Raw genomic sequence first — 20,692 nt, 5'->3', positions numbered from 1 at the left:
GCCAAGAAATGGTGGCGGTAAGAACAAACATTTGGATCTATAGAAGTTGAACACTTCTTTTACACTTTAACGGAGAGGACAGAAAAAATCTGGGGATAACAGCGATTGGGAGGTTATTCTGTCATCATAGTGGATTGTGTAAAATCTTTAGTTCCACTTATATAGCACCATTACTTATACTTCAATAACAAAGGAGACATATAACATGAAATTACAACTCGCACTTGATTTGGTTAACATCCCGGAAGGTATCGCACTGGTTAAAGAAGTTGAACAATATATTGATATCGTTGAGATCGGCACACCGATTATCATTAACGAAGGTTTGCATGCTGTAAAAGCAATGAAAGAAGCTTACCCTAACCTGCAAGTACTCGCTGACTTGAAAATTATGGACGCTGGCGGATATGAAATTATGAAGGCGGCAGAGGCTGGCGCGGATCTCATTACCGTTCTGGGTGCAAGCAACGATATGACGATCAAAGGCGCAGTAGAAGAAGCGAAAAAACAAAATAAAGAAGTTCTCGTGGACATGATCAACGTACCTAACCTGGAACAACGTGCCCGTGAAGTGGACGCTCTAGGCGTAGACTACATCTGTGTTCACACCGGTTATGATCTGCAAGCCGTTGGCCAAAGCCCGTTCGAAGACCTGCAAACGATCAAAGGTGCAGTGAAAAATGCAAAAACTGCCGTCGCTGGTGGTATCAAGTTGGATACATTGCCAGAAGTAATCAAAGCACAACCTGACCTGGTTATTGTTGGCGGCGGAATCACAGGACAAGCGGATAAAGCGGCTGTGGCATCTGAAATGCAGCGCCTTGTAAAACAAGGATAAGCTTATGAGCAGCAGACCATACACCGCAGAAATCTTGAAGGAATTGGAGCGCACCTTAAGTCAGATTGACGATGCCGAGATGCAGGAGATGGCAGAGCAACTGCTGGCTGCAGAGCATATTTTTGTAGCCGGGGCAGGTCGTTCGGGGCTGATGGGAAAAGCTTTTGCGATGCGATTGATGCAGATGGGACTTGCCGTTTACGTGGTGGGTGAGACCGTAACACCAGGGATTAGCTCAGCGGATTTCCTGCTGTTATGTTCGGGCTCTGGAGAGACAGGAAGTCTAGCCGCGATGGCACGGAAAGCAAATCAAGCGGGCGCACCTGTAGGCTTAATCACGATTAAGCCGGAGTCCACGATTGCGCAGATGGCCCAAGCAGTTGTGCGTCTGCCAGCCTCAGCGAAAGAGGATACAGCGGAAGCTGGAGCGGATGTTACCATCCAGCCCATGGGTTCCTTGTTTGAACAAAGCCTGTTGTTAAGCATGGATGCGCTGATCCTCACCATGATGGAAATGAAAGGCATGACCGGTGCGGATATGTTCAGTCGTCACGCAAATCTGGAGTAGTTCGATTGAAATGCTCGTGCGTTTTATATAGCTAAAAAATGAAATAGACCGGAGTCCTGTGCAAATGCAGAGGATTGCGGTCTTTTCTGTGAAAAAGATGAGCGAATTTGCATTCTGTCCTTGCTGTAGTAAAATGAAGTATTAGAGTTTGATATAGTACACATATTGGTCGATAGGGAATCACTCTTAAAAGATGAATTATATAAGTTGAGCGATTCTTTTTATACTTTAACGGAGTGGACTGTGTAAAATCTTTATTTTGAACTTATATATTTACGAGATAAAGGGGGCTTGGAGCCATGGCGTCTGAAGTCAAGGAACGTATTAATCTAAAAGAAATCAACTGCGAAAAGGAATTAACGCTGGCGGTGATCGGTGGCAAGTGGAAGCTGATTATACTTTGGCATCTGGGTCTGGAGGGCACCAAACGTTTCAGTGAGTTGAAACGCCTGATCCCCCATATTACGCAAAAGATGCTGACAAATCAGCTACGAGAGCTGGAGGAAGACAAACTTGTTGAGCGCAAGGTGTACGCCGAGGTTCCGCCTCGAGTCGAATACTCGCTTACAGACCATGGTCAGAGTTTAATGCCAGTATTGCATGCCATGTATAACTGGGGTAAAAACTATGGTGAAAATGTCATCTGGAAAGCGGACTAAACGCCGTCTAAATGCTGTCTAAATGGACTTTTTTCTAAGTAACAGAAATAAATAACTCCAACAAACCTAAAACCTTATCCAACACAAATGAGATAAAAGAGACGTCAAGTAAACTGGACTCATCCGGGGCTTGACGTTTTTTTTGCTTTTCCAGCCGGATTGATTTCTCCAGATTTAAATCAAAAGTCTCATAATCAATAGATGTCATGTATGGATTAGCGGATTATGATACGATGAGAGATATTGGAAATGCAAGGAGGATGACAATCGAGATGGAAAAAATACGTACACGCGCTGATGTTGTGGTGGAAGCGACCTGGGATCTGAGCGATCTGTTTACAACCGATACGGAATGGGAACAGGAGCTTCTATCCCTGCCGGGTGCCGCTGCTGATATCGAAACTTTCAAAGGTACACTGGGGCAAAGTGCTCAGCAATTGCTCTCTTGCCTGGATGCCCGTGAAACTTTACAGGAACGGATCGGCAAGGCCGCTGCTTATGCGCGTCTAAAACAGTCTGAGGACAGCACAAACCCGGTGAATATTGAGAATGCTGCTAAAGCTGGTGATATTCTGTCCAACCTGTCGTCCAGCCTGTCATTTGTCAACTCCGAGATTGTTTCCCTGCCAGAAGGCATGATTGAGCAGTATTTGAGTGAGCTTCCAGGTCTGGCACCGTACAAGCGTAGTCTGGCAAGGCTGATGGAGGAAAAAGCTCACCGGCTTTCGCCTGAAACCGAGAAAGTGCTTGCTTCACTCGGCGAGGTGCTGGATTCGCCCTATCGAATCTATCAGCGCGGCAAGCTGGCAGATATGTCTTTTGATGAAGCGCTGGATTGTGAGGATCAGTCCCGTCCCTTATCATGGTCTTTTTACGAAAATAATTACGAGATGTCACCCGATACTGAGCTGCGCCGCTCCGCTTACGCATCCTTTAACGCAACGTTGAATCAATACAAAAATACGTTTGCTGAAGGATATGCTACCGAGGTGAAGAAACAGGTGGTCTTATCCCGTCTGCGCGGATATGAAGATGTGACGGACATGCTACTGGCTCCGCAGCAAGTGAGCAAGGAGATGTACAATAACGTTCTGGATATTATTCAAAAGGAACTTGCTCCGCATATGCGCAGACTGGCAGCGCTCAAAAAACGTGAGCTTGGACTCGATAAACTGATGTTTTGTGATCTTAAGGCTCCGCTTGATCCAGAATTCAGTCCAGCGATTACAACTGAAAGGTGCGATTCTCTCAGAGTTCTGGGGGCCTGAGCTGGTGGTGGACGAAGGTGCCAAGCTGACGTGGATGAGACAGCCCCATTATTATATGGGCTTATATCCGTACACGTATGCAGCAGGTTTAACAGCGTCAACAGCAGCTGCGCAGAAGATCAGAGAAGAAGGACAGCCTGCAGTGGATCGCTGGCTTGAAGCGCTAAAATCCGGGGGAAGTCTCCCGCCGCAGGAACTGATGAAGCTTGCAGGTGTAGACATGTCCGGACCTGAACCGATCCGCACTGCGGTTGCTTATGTCGGCAGTCTTGTTGACGAACTTGAACGTCTGTATTCCTGATCCGGCTCATATAGTATATGGACAAGGCAGAAGGGTTGTCTGCCAATGTAACACGCTGCGAACGGGAAAAGAATAACGGGGTTATATTGCGTGTGGAAAGGATCGATGCGTTATGGCGGTTACGGGCATATTTTCGTCAATAGGCCAGTTAAGTGTAGATGGCTTCGGTGGATTCGATGATATGAGCGGCGTGCCGGGATTTGAAGGCAATCAGAGCGGTTTTTTTTCTGGGTTCAATGAGCTTGGAGCGATGGGCACGATTGTCCCTATTTTGATCGGCATCGGGTTTCTGATTGTAGCGGGCGGGATCGTCTATGCCATCTTTTCAGGTGTGCGGACCTGGTCTTCGAACAATGCTTCAGCTGTACTGACCTTACATTCCAGAGTTGTGACGAAAAGAACCGAGGTTCGTGGTGGAAGCGGGGACAGCAGTGCGAGAACGAGTTATTACGTAACCTTTGAGTTTGACAATGGAGAACGTCTGGAGTTAAATGTTGGCGGTCAAATGTACGGTATGCTGGTGGAGCAGGATCGAGGCATGTTAACCTATCAGGGTACACGCTTTAAACATTTTGAACGCGATATCCAACCTCAGTCAGGGCAATCTGGCACGAAGAATGAACGTTTTTATATGTGAAAATGAAGCAGCGGCTCCTCCCGAAAGGGAGAGAGTCGTTTTTGTTGTGGGATGGAGAAAGCGGATATTCATGGGTATTCAAACGCTTACAATGATGATATACTCGTTAAATAAAACTAAACAGTATTAAACAAAAGAAAACAAAGAGATATTCAGGCGGGAAGTAAAGATGAAATCGCTATAGAAGGAAAAGGGTTAAGTGGAAATTACGGTATAAGTCATGGTGGTCGATCAGTGTGATTTGACTTCAGGTTCCAAGATAGATATGAAGGTTGGAAAACGATAACTTACCGGAAGGTGGGAAAACAGTGGGTGTGCTGGCTTATGATCTGGGTGCGGGAAGCGGCAGAGCTATACTGGGGAAGTTGAATGATCGAGGGATCGAAACCCGGGAAATTCATCGCTTCAAAAATGAACCTGTAAAAGTCGGAGAACGGATGCACTGGGATATATTGCGGCTGCATCATGAAGTGCTTCAGGGGTTGACGCTTGTAAAACAACAAGGTGAAGTACCGGAGAGTCTGGGGATTGACTCTTGGGGCGTGGATTTTGGTTTGCTCGGCAGCAACGGTGAACTACTCGGTAATCCCTATCATTATCGTGACACACAGTTTAACGGTGTAATGGATAGGGTCTGTCAGGAGTTAACGGCAAAGCGAATTTTTGAACGTACAGGGATACAGTTTCTACCGTTTAATACATTGTATCAGCTTGCAGCACTTAAGCGAGGTGATTCTCCATTATTGCGTGAAGGGGAGCGTTTTTTAATGATCCCTGATTTGTTAAGGTATTTTCTCACTGGGGAAGCGGTGAATGAGTTCACCAATGCCACAACGACACAGTTATATAATCCTCTGCTTGGACAATGGGACCGTGAACTTCTCACCCATATTGGTGTTTCAGACCAATATTTCGGAGATGTAGTTTTGCCCGGGACCCCTGTTGGACAGCTGCGTAGCAGCATACGCGATGATATCGGCCTTGGGTCTATTCCCGTTCTGGCTGTAGCGGAGCATGATACCGGATCGGCGGTGGTGGCGGTTCCAGCGACGGAACGAAGCTTTGTTTATCTAAGCTGCGGAACATGGTCTCTGATGGGAACCGAGCTTGATGAACCAGTGATCAAAGCCGAGAGTCTGGCATTGAACTTTACGAATGAGGGTGGAGCAGGCGGCACATATCGACTCCTCAAAAACATTATGGGGCTCTGGATTTTGCAAGAATGCATGCGACAGTGGGAGCGCGAAGGGCAAGCAATCAGTTATGCATCATTACTGGCGAAGGCAGAGAGGGCTCCGGCGTTTACCAGCCTTTTCGATCCGGATGATGAGTTGTTTCTGCCCGCTGGCAATATGACAGAACGCATTCGTCAATATTGCCAGAAGACAGGACAGCGTGTTCCAGAGGATCAGGGCAGTATAGCCAGAGCCATTCTGGAAAGTCTTGCTTTGAAATACCGTAGGGTTCTGCAGTGGACGGAGCAGCTGTCAGACCAGTCATTCAGCGGATTGCATATGGTGGGTGGTGGCATTCAGAATGAACTGTTATGCCAGTGGACAGCGAACTCCATCGGCAAGCCCGTATGGGCAGGCCCGGCGGAAGGAAGTGCCATCGGGAATATGGCTGTGCAATGGATCGCAAGCGGAGCGTTTAAGGATATTTGGGAAGCACGCCGCGTTATTCGAGATTCATTTCCGGTAAAGGAATATGAGCCACAAGACAGGTCTACATGGGCAGAAGCCTATGAACGATTTCTGCGAATAACGGCTGTTTTGCCGGGGGCAGAAACCGGGAGTGAGGTGTAGACATGCTCGCGGCGGAACGATATGACCGGATTGTGGAGTTAGTGAATATCAAGGGTAGCATGCGAGTATCCGAGCTTAGTGAGCGCTGCCGAGTAACCGAAGAGACCATTCGCCGTGATCTGGATCGGTTGGAACAGGCCGGCAGGTTGCGCAGATCACACGGCGGAGCTGTCAGCGTAAAGGAAGATCAGCCGGAGATTCCTTACCGAATTCGTGAAACAACACACGCGTTGGAGAAAAAACGGATTGCCGATGCGGCTTTGGCGTTGATTGAAGCTGGGGATCGCATTTTGCTAGATGCCAGCACAACAGCAGGTTATATGGCCGCCAATATGCCAGATATGCCGCTAACCGTGTTAACCAACTCGATTCAAGTCGCCACGGAATTAAGCAGTCGGGACAACATTGAAGTGATCTCCACCGGAGGACAGTTGGCATCTCGTTCCTTATCCTTTGTAGGACCACTCGCAGAGCGTTCGCTGGAAACCTACCATGTTGACAAACTGTTTTTATCTTGCAAGGGTGTACACCTCGAAAGTGGTAGTATCAGTGAATCCAATGAGCTTCAAGCCAGATTGAAGCAGACGATGGTGGGGATCGCAGATCAGGTAATTCTGCTGGCTGATGCGAGCAAGTTCGGTATTAGGGCTTTCGCTCGTGTGACGGGGTTGCACGGTGTGCACACCATTATTACCGATGAACCCTTGAGTGAAGAGCAGACTTCCCTGTGCAGTGCGTATCATTTACAGGTTCGCACGGTATAACGATAACGGAGTGTTCATCCGAAATAAATTATTAATTGGAGCGTGTAATGATGAAAGTCTCCTTGTTTATAACCTGCCTGAGTGATGCCATCTACCCCCGAGTGGGAGAGGCGATGGTTCGATTGCTTGCTGCTCACGGCGTTCGGCTGGAGTTTCCACAGGTACAGACGTGTTGTGGTCAGCCCTCGTATAATAGTGGATACTGGGATGAGACTCGTGTTGCTGCCAAAACAATATTAGAGGCGTTTGACGACAGTGACTTTGTCGTGTGTCCATCAGGCTCATGTACCTATATGATTCATCATTACCCCGAGCTATTTGCAGATGAGCCGAAATGGCTGGAAAAAGCGAAAAGACTTGAAGCCAAGGCTTACGAGTTCACGCAATTTCTCGTACAGGTGCTGGGTGTGACGGATGTCGGCGCTCAATTCCCACATAAGGTAACGTACCATCCTTCCTGTCACGGCAGCCGTCTGCTTGGTGTGAAGGATGAACCGCTGGCTTTACTTTCCAAAGTAAAGGGACTGGAATTGGTTCCATTGCCTCATGCAGAGGATTGCTGCGGATTTGGAGGTACATTTGCGATCAAAATGTCGGATATTTCTGGAGCAATGGTGACAGAGAAGGTGGATCATGTCAAAGAAACACAAGCCGAAGTTCTTGTTGGGTTAGACATGGCTTGTCTGATGAATATTGCGGGCAACCTTCGGTACAGAAACGAGCCTGTACGCGTGATGCATCTGGCTGAACTGTTATATGAGGGGGTGCAGACCGGATGAGCCAACCGGGTGTTATGAATGAAACGGTCAAATCCCGTGCAGGTTTGGCACTGAATGATGATTTTCTTCGCAAAGCCGTGAAGTTTACGACAGAACGTTTGCGTAATGGCAAGAAGGCAGCCTCGGAAGAGCATGGTAACTGGGAAGAATGGCGGGAGCGTGGACGTCAGATCCGTCTGCATACGATTGCGCATCTCGATTATTACTTGAATGAGTTCGTGAACAACGCCCGTGCGAACGGTGTGCATATCCATTTTGCAGATACTTCTGCGGAAGCAGCGTCAATCGCACTGGACATTGCGGTTCATAAACAAGCTGCAAGCGTGGTGAAGTCCAAATCCATGGTGTCGGAAGAAGTGCATCTGAACCATGTGCTGGAAACGGCAGGCATTGAAGCCATTGAAACCGATCTTGGCGAATACATCATACAGCTTGCGGGTGAAGCGCCCTCTCATATCGTCATTCCGGCGATTCACAAAAACAGATACCAAATTGCCGAGCTGCTGTCCAAGGAAGCTGGAGAGGTGTTGGAGCCGGATACGACAGTGCTGGCCGGATTTGTCCGCAAGAAGTTGCGTGAAAAATTTTTGGAGGCGGATATTGGTTTGACAGGTTGCAATTTTGCGATTGCGGAGACCGGTTCGATGGTTTTATTTGAAAATGAAGGCAATGCCCGTATGGTATCTACCGTGCCGAAAACACAGATTACACTGATGGGCATGGAGCGCATCATTCCGTCATGGGCAGACCTTGAAGTCATGGCAACCTTGTTGCCGCGCTCTGCCACTGGGCAAAAGCTTACGATGTACATGTCGGGGATTACAGGTCCTCGTCGCTCGGCGGATGCGGATGGTCCGGATGAGATGCATATCATTATCGTGGATAATGGCCGATCTCTGCAACTTGGTGATCCTGAGTTCCAGGAACTGCTGAACTGTATTCGCTGCGGAGCATGTCTTAATGCCTGTCCCGTGTACAGGCACATTGGCGGTCATGCTTATGGCGGAACCTACAGTGGCCCGATTGGAGCCGTGCTGACTCCCTCTTTAAACGGTAACATTGAGGAGTGGAACGATATTGCAAGTGCATCGAGTCTGTGCGGTGCTTGTTATGAAGCTTGTCCCGTCAAGATCCCATTGCATGACATGCTCGTTTATTTACGCAGACGTAAAGTTGAAAACGGCCATGGAGATAAGCTGGAGAGCATGGGAATGAGAGGATTTGCAGCTGTTGTGGCGAATTCCAAACGTTTTGCTGTCGCTATTCGGCTTGGGCAGATTGGACAGAAGGCAGTTGTTCGTAATGATGGAATTTCGTTAAAGCTGGGTCCGCTTAAAGGTTGGAATTCGTACAGAGTGGCTCCCAGTCTAGCGAAAAAATCTTTCCGGCAGCAATGGGACAACTTGGAGCAAGAGTTGGATCAGCAGCATACTGCTATGGATTCATCTGTCCATGAGCGTATGCAACAGATTATTCGCGATCGCGGGGAAGGAGGCTTGAAGCATGGGAAGTGAACATCAGCAGTGGCTTGCAGCTATGGAGGAAAAGTCACGGCATAGACAAGAGAAATTTATGGATGATATCGCGGCCAAGTTGAAAAGGCCTAGACAGCGCCACGCTCCGACCCATGCTTTTCGAGGTGCACCGGACTTCTGGAATGAGCTGGAATGGGATGAAGAGCAGCGAATCCAGGCGTTTACGGATAACTTTGTCAGCGTCGGTGCACATATTGCCCGAATGTCAAATATGGAAGAAGTAGCACAGTTCATTGCGAACAAAGCGCATGAATTAAGCGCGAAATACCTGATTCGCCAGAATGAACAGGTGCTTACCGATCTTGGGCTGGAGGAACAGCTTCCGGATGTACAAGTTTCAGTGTGGAACAGTGCCCCAGATGTAGATTGGAAAGCCCGAGCGGCCGAAGCGGATATCGGTGTTGTGATGGCAGATTATGCGACGGCATACACAGGCTCTGTGACTGTTCTTTCTTCCGCGGAGAAGGGAAGATCAGTCAGCCTGCTGCCGACCGTGCTGATCCTGATTATTCCGGTTGAACGGCTTCATACAAGGCTTGGAGAGACACTGAATCGTTTCGACCAAGCAGGACGAGCGCAGCTACCGGCAGGCATTCATTTTATTTCGGGTCCCAGCCGTTCCTCCGATATTGAGAATGATTTGACTATCGGGGTCCATGGCCCAGGCATTGTGTATGGCTTAATTGTCGGTTAGTCCGTCGAACTCTTGCCCGTCTGAAACGGGGTAGCAATTTGTGAATATAGGACTGTCCTAATGGTGGAATTTTCAGCCGAGGGCAGTTTTTGTTTTATTAGAGAAGTGAGGATACCGGGATGAGAAACTAGAACTTTAGTACAGTTGAAGATTAGAACTGGAAATGATATGGTAAAGGTAGACATAGAGAAGTGCCCATTTTTTTTACTTTAAATTGACTGAATTACGATTATGGTCAGTTGGTTTTGGGTATGACATATCACACACATAACACGTGATTAAAAGATGGATTCAAGTGAAATCTGATTTAACATGCTATGCCTCAGAACTCATCATTTACATTTTGAGAAAAAGAAGGAGTGAGAGCTATGTCATCCATTTCAGTGCCTCAGCCCAAAACTTACGGCCCGTTAGGTAATCTGCCGCAGTTGAATTTCGACGAGCCAACCCAGTCTTTGGTTAAGCTGGCAGGTGAGTACGGTCCTATTTTTCGCATGGATTACCCTGGAAGAAGTGAGCTTTATATTTCGAGTGAGAAATATGTAGCCGAGGTTACGGACGAATCCAAATTTGATAAACGAGTGTGGGCCCCCCTCGCCAAGGTACGTGCTTTTGCCGGAGATGGACTCTTTACTAGCTGGACAGACGAGCCTAACTGGAAAAAGGCACATAATGTTCTGCTCCCAAGTTTCAGCCAGCGCGCAATGCAGGGGTATCATAACAAAATGGTGGATCTCGCCGTACAGCTGGTGCAGAAATGGTCGAGATTGAATCCCGATGAATCAGTCAATGTGCCCGATGATATGACCCGTCTGACCTTGGATACTATTGGCCTGTGTGGATTCAATTACCGATTCAACAGCTTCTATCGGGAAGAACCGCATCCATTCATTACAAGCATGGTAAGGGCATTGGATGAATCCATGAGTTCATTACAGCGTCTGCGTTTGCAGGATAAATTGATGATTAGCAAAAAGAAACAATTTGAACAGGATATCCGCTCCATGTTCTCGCTGGTCGATCACATCATTGCAGAGCGCAAGGCACAGCCGCAGGATGGGGCAGATGATCTTCTTTCTCACATGCTTAGCGGCAAAGACCCGGAGACAGGCGAAACATTGGATGATGAAAATATTCGGTATCAGATCATTACTTTCCTGATTGCAGGGCATGAGACAACCAGTGGTTTGTTATCTTTTGCGGTGTACTACCTGATGAAAAATCCGGATAAACTCGCGAAAGCTCAGGCGGAAGCAGATGACATTCTGAAAGATCCGGTGCCAACATACAACCAAGTTCGTCAATTGAAATATATACGTATGGTGCTGAGTGAAGCATTACGCTTGTGGCCAACCGCGCCAGCATTCTCCTTGTATGCAAAAGAAGATACAGTGCTCGGCGGACAATATCCGCTTCAAAAAGGAGATAGTGTCAGCGTGCTTATACCCAAGTTGCACCGTGACCGTGAGGCGTGGGGAGACGACGTAGAAGAGTTTCGGCCTGAGCGGTTCGAAGATCCAAGTAAAGTGCCACACAACGCTTATAAACCGTTCGGTAACGGTCAACGTGCCTGTATCGGACAGCAGTTTGCTCTTCAGGAAGCGACGCTGGTGCTGGGCATGGTTTTGAAGCATTTTGACTTCATTGATCATATGAATTATCAATTGAAGGTCAAAGAGACCTTGACACTTAAACCTGACAATTTTGTTATACGAGTTCGTCCACGCGGAGGTCAACCCGTGTTGGCTGTACCTGGTTTGGCTGTGCAAGAGCCTACTACTGCTGTGAAAAAGAATGAGCAAGATGTCGTGGATGCACATCATACCCCTATGCTTGTCCTGTACGGCTCCAATCTGGGGACGGCAGAGGGCATCGCGCGTGAAATTGCAGATACCGCCAGATATCAAGGTTTCCGCAGCGAAGTCGCTGCGCTGGATGACCGCGTGGGCAATCTGCCTAAAGAAGGAGCTGTCATCATTGTCAGTGCATCCTATAATGGTCAGCCCCCAAGCAACGCCAAAATGTTCGTAGAGTGGATTAGGCACGCAGATGCAGATGAGTTCAAGGGTGTGAGCTATACTGTTCTTGGATGCGGTGATCACAACTGGACCAGTACGTATCAGCGCATTCCGCGTTTGATTGATGAACAGCTGGCCTTGCGGGGAGCAAAGCGCCTGTCATCCCTTGGTGAGTCGGATGCGAGTGGTGATTTTGAGAAGCAGGTGGAGGATTGGACGGAACAGCTTTGGCCTGACCTGGCACGGAAGCTGGATTTGAAGCTAAACACTGGCTCAACAAGTGATCGCAACTCCTTGTCCGTACACTTTGTCAGTGGCATGGCGGTTACTCCGCTTGTAGAAACGTATGATGCACATATAGCTGCTGTGCTGGAGAATCGGGAGCTTCATGATGCAGGCAGTGAGCGGAGTACAAGACATCTGGAGATTAAACTTCCGGAGGGAATCACTTACAAGGAAGGCGACCATCTGGGCGTTCTACCACAAAATCCGCCGGAGCTGGTGGAGCGAGTCCTTCGCCGCTACGGGTTTACCGGAGCCGAGCATCTGGTGTTGGATGCATCGGGCCGAAGCGCAGCTCATCTTCCGCTGCAACAGCCAGTGAACCTGTACGACTTGCTCAGCCACAGTGTAGAGTTGCAGGAGGCTGCAACTCGTGCGCAGTTAAGAGARCTTGCTGCACATACGGTCTGCCCTCCGCATAAGAAGGAGCTTGAAGCGCTGCTGGATGAAACGGTTTATATGAATGAAGTGCGCAGTAAACGGATATCCATGCTGGACTATCTGGAGAAATATGAAGCATGTGAATTGCCGTTTGAACGTTTCCTGGAGCTGCTGCCTTCGTTGAAGGCCAGATATTATTCCATCTCCAGCTCGCCGCGAGTACAGGAAGCACAAGCGAGCATTACAGTAAGTGTGGTAGAGGCACCTGCGTGGAGCGGACAAGGGATATACAAAGGTATTGCTTCCAACTATCTGGCTGGGCTGAAGCCTGGTGACGAGGTAGTGATGTTTGTCCGTACCCCGGAATCCGGATTCCAGTTGCCTGAGCACCCGGAGGTGCCGATTATTATGGTGGGTCCGGGAACAGGTGTGGCGCCATTCCGTGGGTTCTTGCAAGCAAGGCATAAATTGAAACAACAAGGTGAACGGGTTGGGGAAGCCCATCTTTACTTCGGATGCCGCAATCCCGAACATGATTATTTGTACAAAAACGAACTACAAGCCGCCGAGCAAGAGGGGCTTGTGCAGCTTCATACAGCGTTCTCCCGTCTCCAAGGTGAAGAGAAATGTTATGTTCAGCATCGGATGAAAGAGGATGCACATCTGTTGATTCCTTTGCTGGATAACGGGGCGCATCTATACATTTGTGGAGATGGAAGTAAGATGGCTCCCGATGTGGAGGCAACGCTCAAACAGGCTTATGTAGACATTCTAGGCAAAACTGAAGAAGAGGCAGAAGCCTGGCTTAACCAGCTTCAGGAACAAGGTCGTTATGCCAAAGATGTCTGGACAGGAGTGTAGTTGAATTCTATGGAAGTGGTTCAGTGATTGGAGGGTGCTGAGTTACTGTGCACCGGCGAAGGACATGAAGCCATGCGGTGAGAAGCGGAGACAAACGTTTCTCACCGCTTTTTTCGTTCAAGGAGCTGTTGCAGGTATCTAGAACGGGCAGCTCCTTCAAGGTTACCTGCGGCGGATACAGCGACGTTTCCGTTTATAGGTTCGCTTGCGAGGTCGATAAATGGACTCCACGCTGGAAAGGGGAAACAGAATACGCGAAGGGACTCTGCCTTTACCTTGCAGCTCAATATAATTGAGACCAACGCCAACCAGTCTGATGTTCCTGAATGCGTTGCGTGAAGGAAATGTTGTACGAATGCCAACCCGAATTCCTCGCTTTGTGCGTGGAATGTTGAATACACGAATGGAATTCAGGCTGAGCGGGATAAATAATTGATGATTGATTTTGACAAAGTTACGAGTGAATACCTTCCGAATACGTCCAGGCTCCAGACCGGTACGCGGGGCATTAAGCTCAGCCAGATGTCCCTGAAATTGGGTCAACCGCTGCTGAAGTGTTTTGCCTGTACGAAGATGCTGCCAGCTCATAAGTCATCCTCCGTTCGTCATTTATACCTAGTATATGAACGGGGCAAGGAGGATGGTGAATACTTGGCAGCCCATGTTCATGCTAGATGATACGTACTGGGAGGTATGTGCTTGTGTAATGAAAAACCAAAAAGGCAAAAGATCAGAGATTCCAGATCTCTAATCTTTTGCCTTTTTTAATAAGCGCTATATGTTAGTATAACAAATGTGTTCGTTTGCCTTTATCAACGAATTTAGAATTGTACCAAGGAATCGACCTTAACCGGAAGGCCTGTTGCAATGGCACGATTGGCTGCAATACCTGTCAGGATGGAGCGGGCGCCATCCACGTGATTGGCTGCACGATGGAACGGATCTTCAGACGGCGCGCCGAACAGATCGTTAAGCAGTACAGGGTCGCCTCCGCCATGACCACCTTCTTTTTCTTCAACTTCAACATCATAAGGTGTGCCGAACATTGGAAGCACGCGCAGCGTTTTGCCGATCAAAGCGCCTTCTTTGCTCTTATCACCCAGTGAATTGACGTAGGATTGTTCGATAATGCTCATCTCAATGCGTCCTTTTGTTCCATTAATGGCGATGCGGTAACCTTCCCATGGCTGATAAGCGACAAGGGAGTAAGTCAGGATAGCTTTATTCTGATATTGGACCAGAACACCCATTGTATCCTCAATATTGATGCCTTCACCAAATACGCTTTGATCACGCTGGTAACCATCTTCGGTCTCGGCATCCAGATACATCGACTTCAGATGCTCATCGGAATCGAGATGCAGGGCAAATGGATCATCCTGAGCGAGCGGGTTGCCTGTAGCACGGTTGTAAAATTGAGTAACCCCGCGATCCTCGGCATTTTCTCTGCCGTAAAACATCAGATCTCCAAATGCAAATACGGTATCTGGCTGTGAGCCAATCCAGAAGTTCACCAGATCGAAGTGATGCGTCGATTTGTGTACGAGTAATCCGCCGCTATTGCGCTTGTCCCGGTGCCAACGTCGGAAATAATCCGCCCCGTGGCGGGTATTTAGAAGCCATTCGAAGTGCACGGACGTCACTTTGCCAATGGCATCGTCCAGAATAAGCTCCCGTATTTTCGTGTGATGCGGTGCATAACGATAGTTGAATGTGACACGTACATTCTGTCCGGTACGTTTTACGGCATCCAGAATATCCTGACACTTCTCTTCATTGATGGTCATCGGTTTCTCGGTAACTACGTCACAGCCCAGTTCCATGGCCCGAATAATGTATTTATGGTGAGTCCGATCCACGCTGGTCACGATAACATAGTCTGGCTTCTCATTCTCAATCATCTGGTCAAACTGATCTGCCAAATACGTCGGTACTTCAGCATAGTTATATTTTTCTCGAAGCAGCTTATTTGCATAATTCATACGCACTTGATTAATATCACAAAAGCCGACAAGCTCTGAAGTTTCATTGAAATCCCGGGTCAAGGCACCATAGAAAAATTCGGCACGACCGCCTGTTCCGACCAATACATAACGTTTTTTGTTACCCATGCATATCGCCTCCTTGAATGTAGGTTTAGCCTATAACAAAGGAGCACTTCTTTCGCCGCTTTTTATGCGTAAACGCTTTCAAATGCCGCTTATTTTGCTATAATTGTGAAAAAGGAGAGAACAACATGACCGAAGCCATTCGTGCGGACTACCATGATACAACGGATTTATTACATATGGAATACGATCGCCGTATCGGGTATTACTCCATGCCGGGTGATCATTTTCACGACCATTACGAATTGTATTATTTACTCTCTGGAGAGCGTATTTATTTTATTAAAGATCGGTCGTATCGAATCAAAGCAGGGGACTTGGTATTTGTGAACCGTAGCACGGTACATAAAACACTGGAAAGCGGAATGCAAGGCCATGAGCGAATTGTGTTATACCTGCAACCTGGACTATTTGCTGCGATGTTGGTCTCAAGTGAATTGGCCGAGGGGTTAACCGAGCCTTTTCGCTGGGATATACCCATTGTGAGATTCCCCGCTCATATCGCCAAAGTGACCGAGGGGATCGTGGCGGAGATGGTGAAAGAAATGCGAAAGCCTGACGAGGGAAGTGGGATGTTGTTGCGTCACCGTACACTGGAGTTGCTGCTGCATACGTACCGCCACCGTCATCTGGGACGTATACAAATGGATGATCAAGACCCTGCTCTTCACCCCAAGATTCAAATCGTTGTCCGTTATCTGAATGAAAATTACCAGAGCCCGCTTACGCTGCCAGAAGTGGCAGGCAAGTTTCGGATCAGTTCTCATTATCTAAGCCGGTTGTTTAAACAAACGACGGGTTTTGCCTTCAGCGATTATTTGAATTTACTGCGGGTGAAGGAGGCTCAGCGTCTACTCCGTGAGAGTGAAGAGTCAGTGACCGATATTGCCTTGCTGGCGGGGTTTGGCAATTTTTCGCATTTTGGCAAGATGTTCAAGCGCACGGTCCAGATGTCACCGAGAACGTACAGGCAGGAATACAACGAACGGGATGGAATTAAAAAAGTATAAAAACGCGATAACATGATAACATCAGAGGTGTATCTTATTGGAAAATGAGAGAGAGGTCCTGAGGATGAGTATGATCGAAGCCAGACTGCAGGAACGGGGAATCATGCTTCCGCAATCCAGCGCTCCTGCGGGGAAATATGCAAACGCCGTAATTGTGAATGGAATCATGTATGTATCAGGAAAAGGCCCAGCTACGGATGAGCGCGGCAAGCTTGGCGTGGAATTTACGACAGAACAGGGGTATGACTTTGCCCGGAACGCCGGACTTGAGGTACTCGCTGTTGTGCGGGATGTACTGGGATCGCTCGATCGTGTCAAACGGGTCGTGAAGGTGCAAGGGTTTATCAACGCATCTGTTTCTTATCAGGAGCACCATAAGGTGCTGAACGGGTTCTCGGATCTGATGGTAGAGGTTTTTGAAGAACAGGGAGTGCACGCAAGGTCCGTCTTCGGGGCTGCCTCCGTCAGAGACCAACTTCCGCTGATTATTGATTCGATTTTTCAGGTAGAGGAGTAGGTTTCATGACAGATTCAAGGGTGTTGCTTCCTATAATGCTCGATTTTCCTGAGAGTTTTCACACGGAACGTCTGACTATTCGAGCCCCGCAGTGGGGGGATGGGGCGGATGTTAATGCAGCCATTCGGGAAAGTGCCGATGAGCTACGACCATGGTTACCTTTTGCAGAGAATATTCCTTCATTAGAAGAGTCAGAAGCATCTGTGCGAAAAGCCAGACTGAAATTTATGGAACGCAGTGATCTGATGCTGCACTTGCGCGATAAAATTACGGACGAGTTTGTTGGCAGTAGTGGTCTGCACCGGATAGACTGGAACGCACGCTGCTTCGAGATTGGCTACTGGGTGCGGACCTCAAGATCAGGTAAAGGTTTGGTCACAGAGGCTGTACGAGGGATTGAACAGTTTGCGATTTTGCATCTGCAGGCCAATCGGCTTGAGATTCGTTGTGATGCGCGAAATGTCCGCAGTGCCAAGGTAGCTGAACGGTTAGGGTACACTCTGGAAGGTGTACTGCGCAGAATAAAACAGGATCGCACAGGTGTATGGGTAGATACGATGATTTTTTCCAAAGTAAGAGGGATTGAGTTCAAGTAAGCGAACAAGACTAAAAGCTTTAAATATGAGGAGTTCATACTCTCGGGAGGGTAAGTACATGAAGCTGATGGGTCAAGGAAGAACGGCGGAAATCTACCATTATGCAGATGATCTTATTTTGAAATTATACCGGACAGGGTTTTCAGGAGAAGCGGTACAGAATGAATATCACATCAGTCAGTTCGTATATGATAAGGGGTTGCCCGTACCTCGTACTGTAAAACAAATACATCACGCTACGCGCACGGGCATCGTATTTGAACGGTTTGAGGGAACAACCCTGTTATCTCTGATGATTCAGCAGCCGGAATTGCTGGAACAGTTATCATCGACAATGGCTGCAATTCATTATAAACTGCACCAGATACAGGCTGAGGACAGCACATTGCCTTCTCAGAAAAAGATTCTGGAGCATGCGATTCTACGCGTATCCAGCTTTTCCGCTATTGAACATGAGCGTCTGATTCATTATTTGTCCGAATTGCCTGAGCAGCGGGTGATCTGTCACGGTGACTATCATCCTGATAATGTGATGCTGAGCAAAGACGGGGGACAACATTGTGTCATCGACTGGATGACGGGAATGGCGGGTGATCCTGCGGGTGATGTGGCCAGAACGTGGGTAATATTAAAAAGCGGCAAGTTGCCAGACGATGCAGAACCTGCAATTCGGGAAGGATTTGAGCGGGCTCGAAGTTTGATTTTGCAGCAGTACTTAGCTCATTACATCTCTCTTTCCGGAATCTCTCGTGAGCAGATTGATGCCTGGATGTTACCCGTAGCTGCTGCTCGTTTAGACGAAAACTTGCCTTCACCGGAAGCGGAGCACTTACTTCAGTTTGTGAGGGACAAACTCCGCTTGCTGGATGAAACGGTTCTTACAACATCATGAGATAAAGAGGGTGGAGAATCCATGCTGTATGCGCTGGAAGTAATCCAACGTTATAAATCAGGAAAGTCACAACAATATTTGCAAGATGAGCCACAATGGCTGCAATGGTTAGTAGCGGCGGAGAAGCCGAGAATCAATCTGGAACGTATTCACTCTATTGCTGAGCTTCAGAAGAGCAATGCAGTATTGGATTACTCTGAGCGTACACTTCAGGTGCTGGACGAACTCCAGCTTTCGTTCTGGATGAAGGAGCTACTGGAGGAAGTACTGGCCTGGTCCGAGACGGCAAAAGCAGGTTCGCTGGAACAGCGCAGAACGTGGCAGCAGCAGGGCATTAACCTGTTTGTACATAATATTGGCTCAGCCCAGCTATATAGTCTATATACAACAGATGGAGCGAATGGGCTGGAATCGGCAACGTCTCCGAAACAGGAGATCATTCGCATTCTAATATCAACACACGGATTAATTGGACAATACATACGGGGTGAAATTCCGTTTGCGGAGAATATACCATTGCGTTCTTTAATGACCAAAGGCTGGGTTACCGACAGTGAACTGCACAGCCTGCTGATGGCTTTGAATGAATGTATCATTGCTGCCGTTGATCCTAGGCTCTGGAAGCATGTTCAGGACGAAGTAGAGCAGATTGTGGACTGGATTGTAACAGGTACCGAGCACACAGATTGGAGTGTGAAAGAACGATTATCCCGTCTGAGAAGCAACGCGATCCAGCAAGGCGAAGCGATCGATGATACGTATGCCAAACTTGAACAGCAGTTTTCGATCGGGCAGCAGCTAGCTCCAATTGCTTCACGTACCTTGTGGTATGTCGAGTCAGCCATGCAAGATTATTCACTTGAAGAGATGGTCAAGGTATTTATGCTCGCACTTCACAGCGGAGAATGGGATAGGGAAACGGAGGAGGAATCAATGGATTCTTCCGTGACCTCTTCCATTCGTCATATAAGCTTTGAACCGTTAATGAACACGATGTATTACGACTACAAGGGTCTCAAAAAGCTGAATATTTACAAGAAACGTATGATCGAAAAATATTTGGAACAGTATTCTTGGGAACAGATTATCGCTGGCGAGCAACTGCCTTATCCACATCTTGGACATCGAGTTGAACGATATCCTGATCTGCCAGATACGCTATTTGTGACCTTTGAATTCTCGCCTGCGGCCGAGAAACTGATTGCATTTTGCATCGAAGCAGAGAAATCTCCGTTGTACGAACAGGCGGTGTTATTGTTATTTGATCTGTTTGGCTTGCGCCGGGATRCATACGACCGATTCCACAATGAAGAGACGTATCTTTCGGATATGAACAGTTCGGGGGATTACAAAAAAGTACTACTGGATTACATGGTGGGCAAGCGTGTGCTTGACATTGGTCCAGGGGGCGGCATATTGCTCGATCTGATTGAGCAGGAGAAACCGGAAGTTGAGGCGATTGGCATCGATATTTCGGCCAACGTGATTGAAGCACTGGAGCGTAAAAAGCAACGGGGATCCCATCGCTGGCATGTGGTGAAAGGGGATGCGCTACAGCTGGATCAGTATGTGGAGTCTGGCACAGTGGATACGGTTATCTTTTCCTCCATTCTGCACGAGTTATATTCCTACATTGAACGTGACGGACGCAGATTCAATACAGATACGGTGGCGGCCGCGCTGCAAAGTGCTTTTCAAGTGCTCTCCCCAGGTGGAAGAATCCTTATCCGAGACGGTATTATGAGCGAACCCGAGTTGCAGAAAAGACGAATTCGATTCCTGGAGCCGGACGGGTTGCGTTGGCTGGAGCGTTATGCAGCAGATTTCAAGGGGCGCAAGATTACTTTCGAACGTATATCGGATCATGAAGTGATGATGCCGATTAATGATGCGATGGAGTTTCTGTACACCTATACTTGGGGTGAGGAAGCTTATGTACACGAAATTCAGGAGCAGTTTGGCGTGTTTACACCGCAAGCCTATGAGGAATGCATACGTGAAACGTTGGGTGAGCAAGCAGAAATCATCATGCTACGTCATTTCCTGCAAAAGGGGTATACCGAAGCACTAGCAGAGCGGATTAATTTTATGGATGAACAGGGTAAACCTGTGTCCTTGCCTGACAGCACCTGTCTGATTGTAATCGAGAAGAAGGGAAAGATTGCTGGATGAGCACAGG

17 protein-coding genes and 1 pseudogene are annotated in these 20,692 nt (G+C 48.0%); 16 read left to right on the top strand and 2 right to left on the bottom strand.

Features of this window, described 5'->3' with window-relative positions:
• Positions 1–205: 205 nt before the first annotated feature.
• From hxlA to AB4Z30_RS05040, 11 genes and pseudogenes are all read left to right on the top strand, one after another.
• On the top strand, positions 206–838 hold the full coding sequence (hxlA, locus tag AB4Z30_RS05090) for a 3-hexulose-6-phosphate synthase (protein WP_434751498.1): 633 nt from the start codon (positions 206–208) through the stop codon (positions 836–838).
• Between the two features lie 4 nt (positions 839–842).
• Positions 843–1,406, top strand: a complete 564-nt coding sequence (gene hxlB / locus AB4Z30_RS05085; protein WP_441923881.1) for a 6-phospho-3-hexuloisomerase — start codon at positions 843–845, stop codon at positions 1,404–1,406.
• Between the two features lie 299 nt (positions 1,407–1,705).
• Complete coding sequence (locus AB4Z30_RS05080) at positions 1,706–2,065, top strand: winged helix-turn-helix transcriptional regulator (RefSeq protein WP_441923879.1); 360 nt, start codon at positions 1,706–1,708, stop codon at positions 2,063–2,065.
• Positions 2,066–2,337: 272 nt separating this feature from the next.
• A pseudogene (locus AB4Z30_RS05075) lies at positions 2,338–3,634 on the top strand (M3 family metallopeptidase).
• Between the two features lie 112 nt (positions 3,635–3,746).
• Positions 3,747–4,271: a DUF2500 domain-containing protein gene (locus AB4Z30_RS05070; RefSeq protein ID WP_441923877.1), complete on the top strand. Its 525-nt coding sequence runs from the start codon at positions 3,747–3,749 to the stop codon at positions 4,269–4,271.
• Between the two features lie 308 nt (positions 4,272–4,579).
• Positions 4,580–6,076, top strand: a complete 1,497-nt coding sequence (locus tag AB4Z30_RS05065; RefSeq protein WP_441924227.1) for a rhamnulokinase — start codon at positions 4,580–4,582, stop codon at positions 6,074–6,076.
• 2 nt (positions 6,077–6,078) lie between these two features.
• Positions 6,079–6,840, top strand: a complete 762-nt coding sequence (locus tag AB4Z30_RS05060) for a DeoR/GlpR family DNA-binding transcription regulator (RefSeq protein WP_441923875.1) — start codon at positions 6,079–6,081, stop codon at positions 6,838–6,840.
• 50 nt (positions 6,841–6,890) lie between these two features.
• Positions 6,891–7,619, top strand: a complete 729-nt coding sequence (locus AB4Z30_RS05055; protein ID WP_441924225.1) for a (Fe-S)-binding protein — start codon at positions 6,891–6,893, stop codon at positions 7,617–7,619.
• Positions 7,616–9,133 (top strand): LutB/LldF family L-lactate oxidation iron-sulfur protein, encoded by a 1,518-nt coding sequence (locus AB4Z30_RS05050; RefSeq protein ID WP_441923872.1) that lies wholly within the window; start codon positions 7,616–7,618, stop codon positions 9,131–9,133. The genes AB4Z30_RS05055 and AB4Z30_RS05050 overlap by 4 nt, the downstream gene beginning before the upstream one ends.
• The gene (locus AB4Z30_RS05045; protein WP_441923870.1) at positions 9,123–9,848 is read left to right on the top strand and encodes a LutC/YkgG family protein; all 726 of its coding nucleotides are present in this window, start codon (positions 9,123–9,125) and stop codon (positions 9,846–9,848) included. The genes AB4Z30_RS05050 and AB4Z30_RS05045 overlap by 11 nt, the downstream gene beginning before the upstream one ends.
• A gap of 368 nt (positions 9,849–10,216) precedes the next feature.
• Complete coding sequence (locus tag AB4Z30_RS05040; protein WP_441923868.1) at positions 10,217–13,390, top strand: bifunctional cytochrome P450/NADPH--P450 reductase; 3,174 nt, start codon at positions 10,217–10,219, stop codon at positions 13,388–13,390.
• A 162-nt stretch (positions 13,391–13,552) separates the two neighbouring features.
• On the opposite strand, the gene AB4Z30_RS05035 is transcribed toward AB4Z30_RS05040, so the two are convergent.
• Both AB4Z30_RS05035 and AB4Z30_RS05030 read right to left on the bottom strand, forming a co-directional pair.
• The gene (locus tag AB4Z30_RS05035; RefSeq protein ID WP_441923866.1) at positions 13,553–13,978 is read right to left on the bottom strand and encodes a hypothetical protein; all 426 of its coding nucleotides are present in this window, start codon (positions 13,976–13,978) and stop codon (positions 13,553–13,555) included.
• A gap of 233 nt (positions 13,979–14,211) precedes the next feature.
• Positions 14,212–15,501, bottom strand: a complete 1,290-nt coding sequence (locus AB4Z30_RS05030) for a Gfo/Idh/MocA family oxidoreductase (protein WP_441923864.1) — start codon at positions 15,499–15,501, stop codon at positions 14,212–14,214.
• Between the two features lie 125 nt (positions 15,502–15,626).
• Here AB4Z30_RS05030 and AB4Z30_RS05025 point away from each other — a divergent pair, with 125 nt between their 5' ends.
• The 5 genes from AB4Z30_RS05025 to AB4Z30_RS05005 all read left to right on the top strand — a co-directional run bounded on the left by AB4Z30_RS05025 (position 15,627) and on the right by AB4Z30_RS05005 (position 20,685).
• Positions 15,627–16,508 (top strand): helix-turn-helix domain-containing protein, encoded by an 882-nt coding sequence (locus tag AB4Z30_RS05025; protein WP_441923862.1) that lies wholly within the window; start codon positions 15,627–15,629, stop codon positions 16,506–16,508.
• A 70-nt stretch (positions 16,509–16,578) separates the two neighbouring features.
• Positions 16,579–17,025, top strand: a complete 447-nt coding sequence (locus tag AB4Z30_RS05020; protein ID WP_441924223.1) for a RidA family protein — start codon at positions 16,579–16,581, stop codon at positions 17,023–17,025.
• 5 nt (positions 17,026–17,030) lie between these two features.
• Entirely contained in the window at positions 17,031–17,621 is a 591-nt protein-coding gene (locus AB4Z30_RS05015; RefSeq protein WP_441923860.1) for a GNAT family N-acetyltransferase, read from the top strand.
• A gap of 58 nt (positions 17,622–17,679) precedes the next feature.
• A complete protein-coding gene (locus AB4Z30_RS05010) occupies positions 17,680–18,513 on the top strand; it encodes a phosphotransferase family protein (RefSeq protein ID WP_441923858.1) in 834 nt (277 codons plus the stop codon).
• A 21-nt stretch (positions 18,514–18,534) separates the two neighbouring features.
• A complete protein-coding gene (locus AB4Z30_RS05005) occupies positions 18,535–20,685 on the top strand; it encodes a class I SAM-dependent methyltransferase (RefSeq protein WP_441923856.1) in 2,151 nt (716 codons plus the stop codon).
• Positions 20,686–20,692 lie beyond the last annotated feature (7 nt).

The organism is Paenibacillus sp. 2TAF8 (assembly GCF_052114825.1).
GTDB lineage: Bacteria > Bacillota > Bacilli > Paenibacillales > Paenibacillaceae > Paenibacillus.
Note: the sequence above shows the minus strand (reverse complement) of the source record. Positions and strands in the feature narration are given on the sequence as shown.

Excerpts from the sequence above, each read along its gene's own strand:
- hxlA (WP_434751498.1), top strand. The coding sequence starts at position 206 with ATGAAATTACAACTCGCACTTGATTTGGTTAACATCCCGGAAGGTATC.
- hxlB (WP_441923881.1), top strand. The coding sequence starts at position 843 with ATGAGCAGCAGACCATACACCGCAGAAATCTTGAAGGAATTGGAGCGC.
- AB4Z30_RS05080 (WP_441923879.1), top strand. The coding sequence starts at position 1,706 with ATGGCGTCTGAAGTCAAGGAACGTATTAATCTAAAAGAAATCAACTGC.
- AB4Z30_RS05070 (WP_441923877.1), top strand. The coding sequence starts at position 3,747 with ATGGCGGTTACGGGCATATTTTCGTCAATAGGCCAGTTAAGTGTAGAT.
- AB4Z30_RS05060 (WP_441923875.1), top strand. The coding sequence starts at position 6,079 with ATGCTCGCGGCGGAACGATATGACCGGATTGTGGAGTTAGTGAATATC.
- AB4Z30_RS05055 (WP_441924225.1), top strand. The coding sequence starts at position 6,891 with ATGAAAGTCTCCTTGTTTATAACCTGCCTGAGTGATGCCATCTACCCC.
- AB4Z30_RS05050 (WP_441923872.1), top strand. The coding sequence starts at position 7,616 with ATGAGCCAACCGGGTGTTATGAATGAAACGGTCAAATCCCGTGCAGGT.
- AB4Z30_RS05045 (WP_441923870.1), top strand. The coding sequence starts at position 9,123 with ATGGGAAGTGAACATCAGCAGTGGCTTGCAGCTATGGAGGAAAAGTCA.
- AB4Z30_RS05035 (WP_441923866.1), bottom strand. The coding sequence starts at position 13,978 with ATGAGCTGGCAGCATCTTCGTACAGGCAAAACACTTCAGCAGCGGTTG.
- AB4Z30_RS05030 (WP_441923864.1), bottom strand. The coding sequence starts at position 15,501 with ATGGGTAACAAAAAACGTTATGTATTGGTCGGAACAGGCGGTCGTGCC.
- AB4Z30_RS05025 (WP_441923862.1), top strand. The coding sequence starts at position 15,627 with ATGACCGAAGCCATTCGTGCGGACTACCATGATACAACGGATTTATTA.
- AB4Z30_RS05020 (WP_441924223.1), top strand. The coding sequence starts at position 16,579 with ATGATCGAAGCCAGACTGCAGGAACGGGGAATCATGCTTCCGCAATCC.
- AB4Z30_RS05015 (WP_441923860.1), top strand. The coding sequence starts at position 17,031 with ATGACAGATTCAAGGGTGTTGCTTCCTATAATGCTCGATTTTCCTGAG.
- AB4Z30_RS05010 (WP_441923858.1), top strand. The coding sequence starts at position 17,680 with ATGAAGCTGATGGGTCAAGGAAGAACGGCGGAAATCTACCATTATGCA.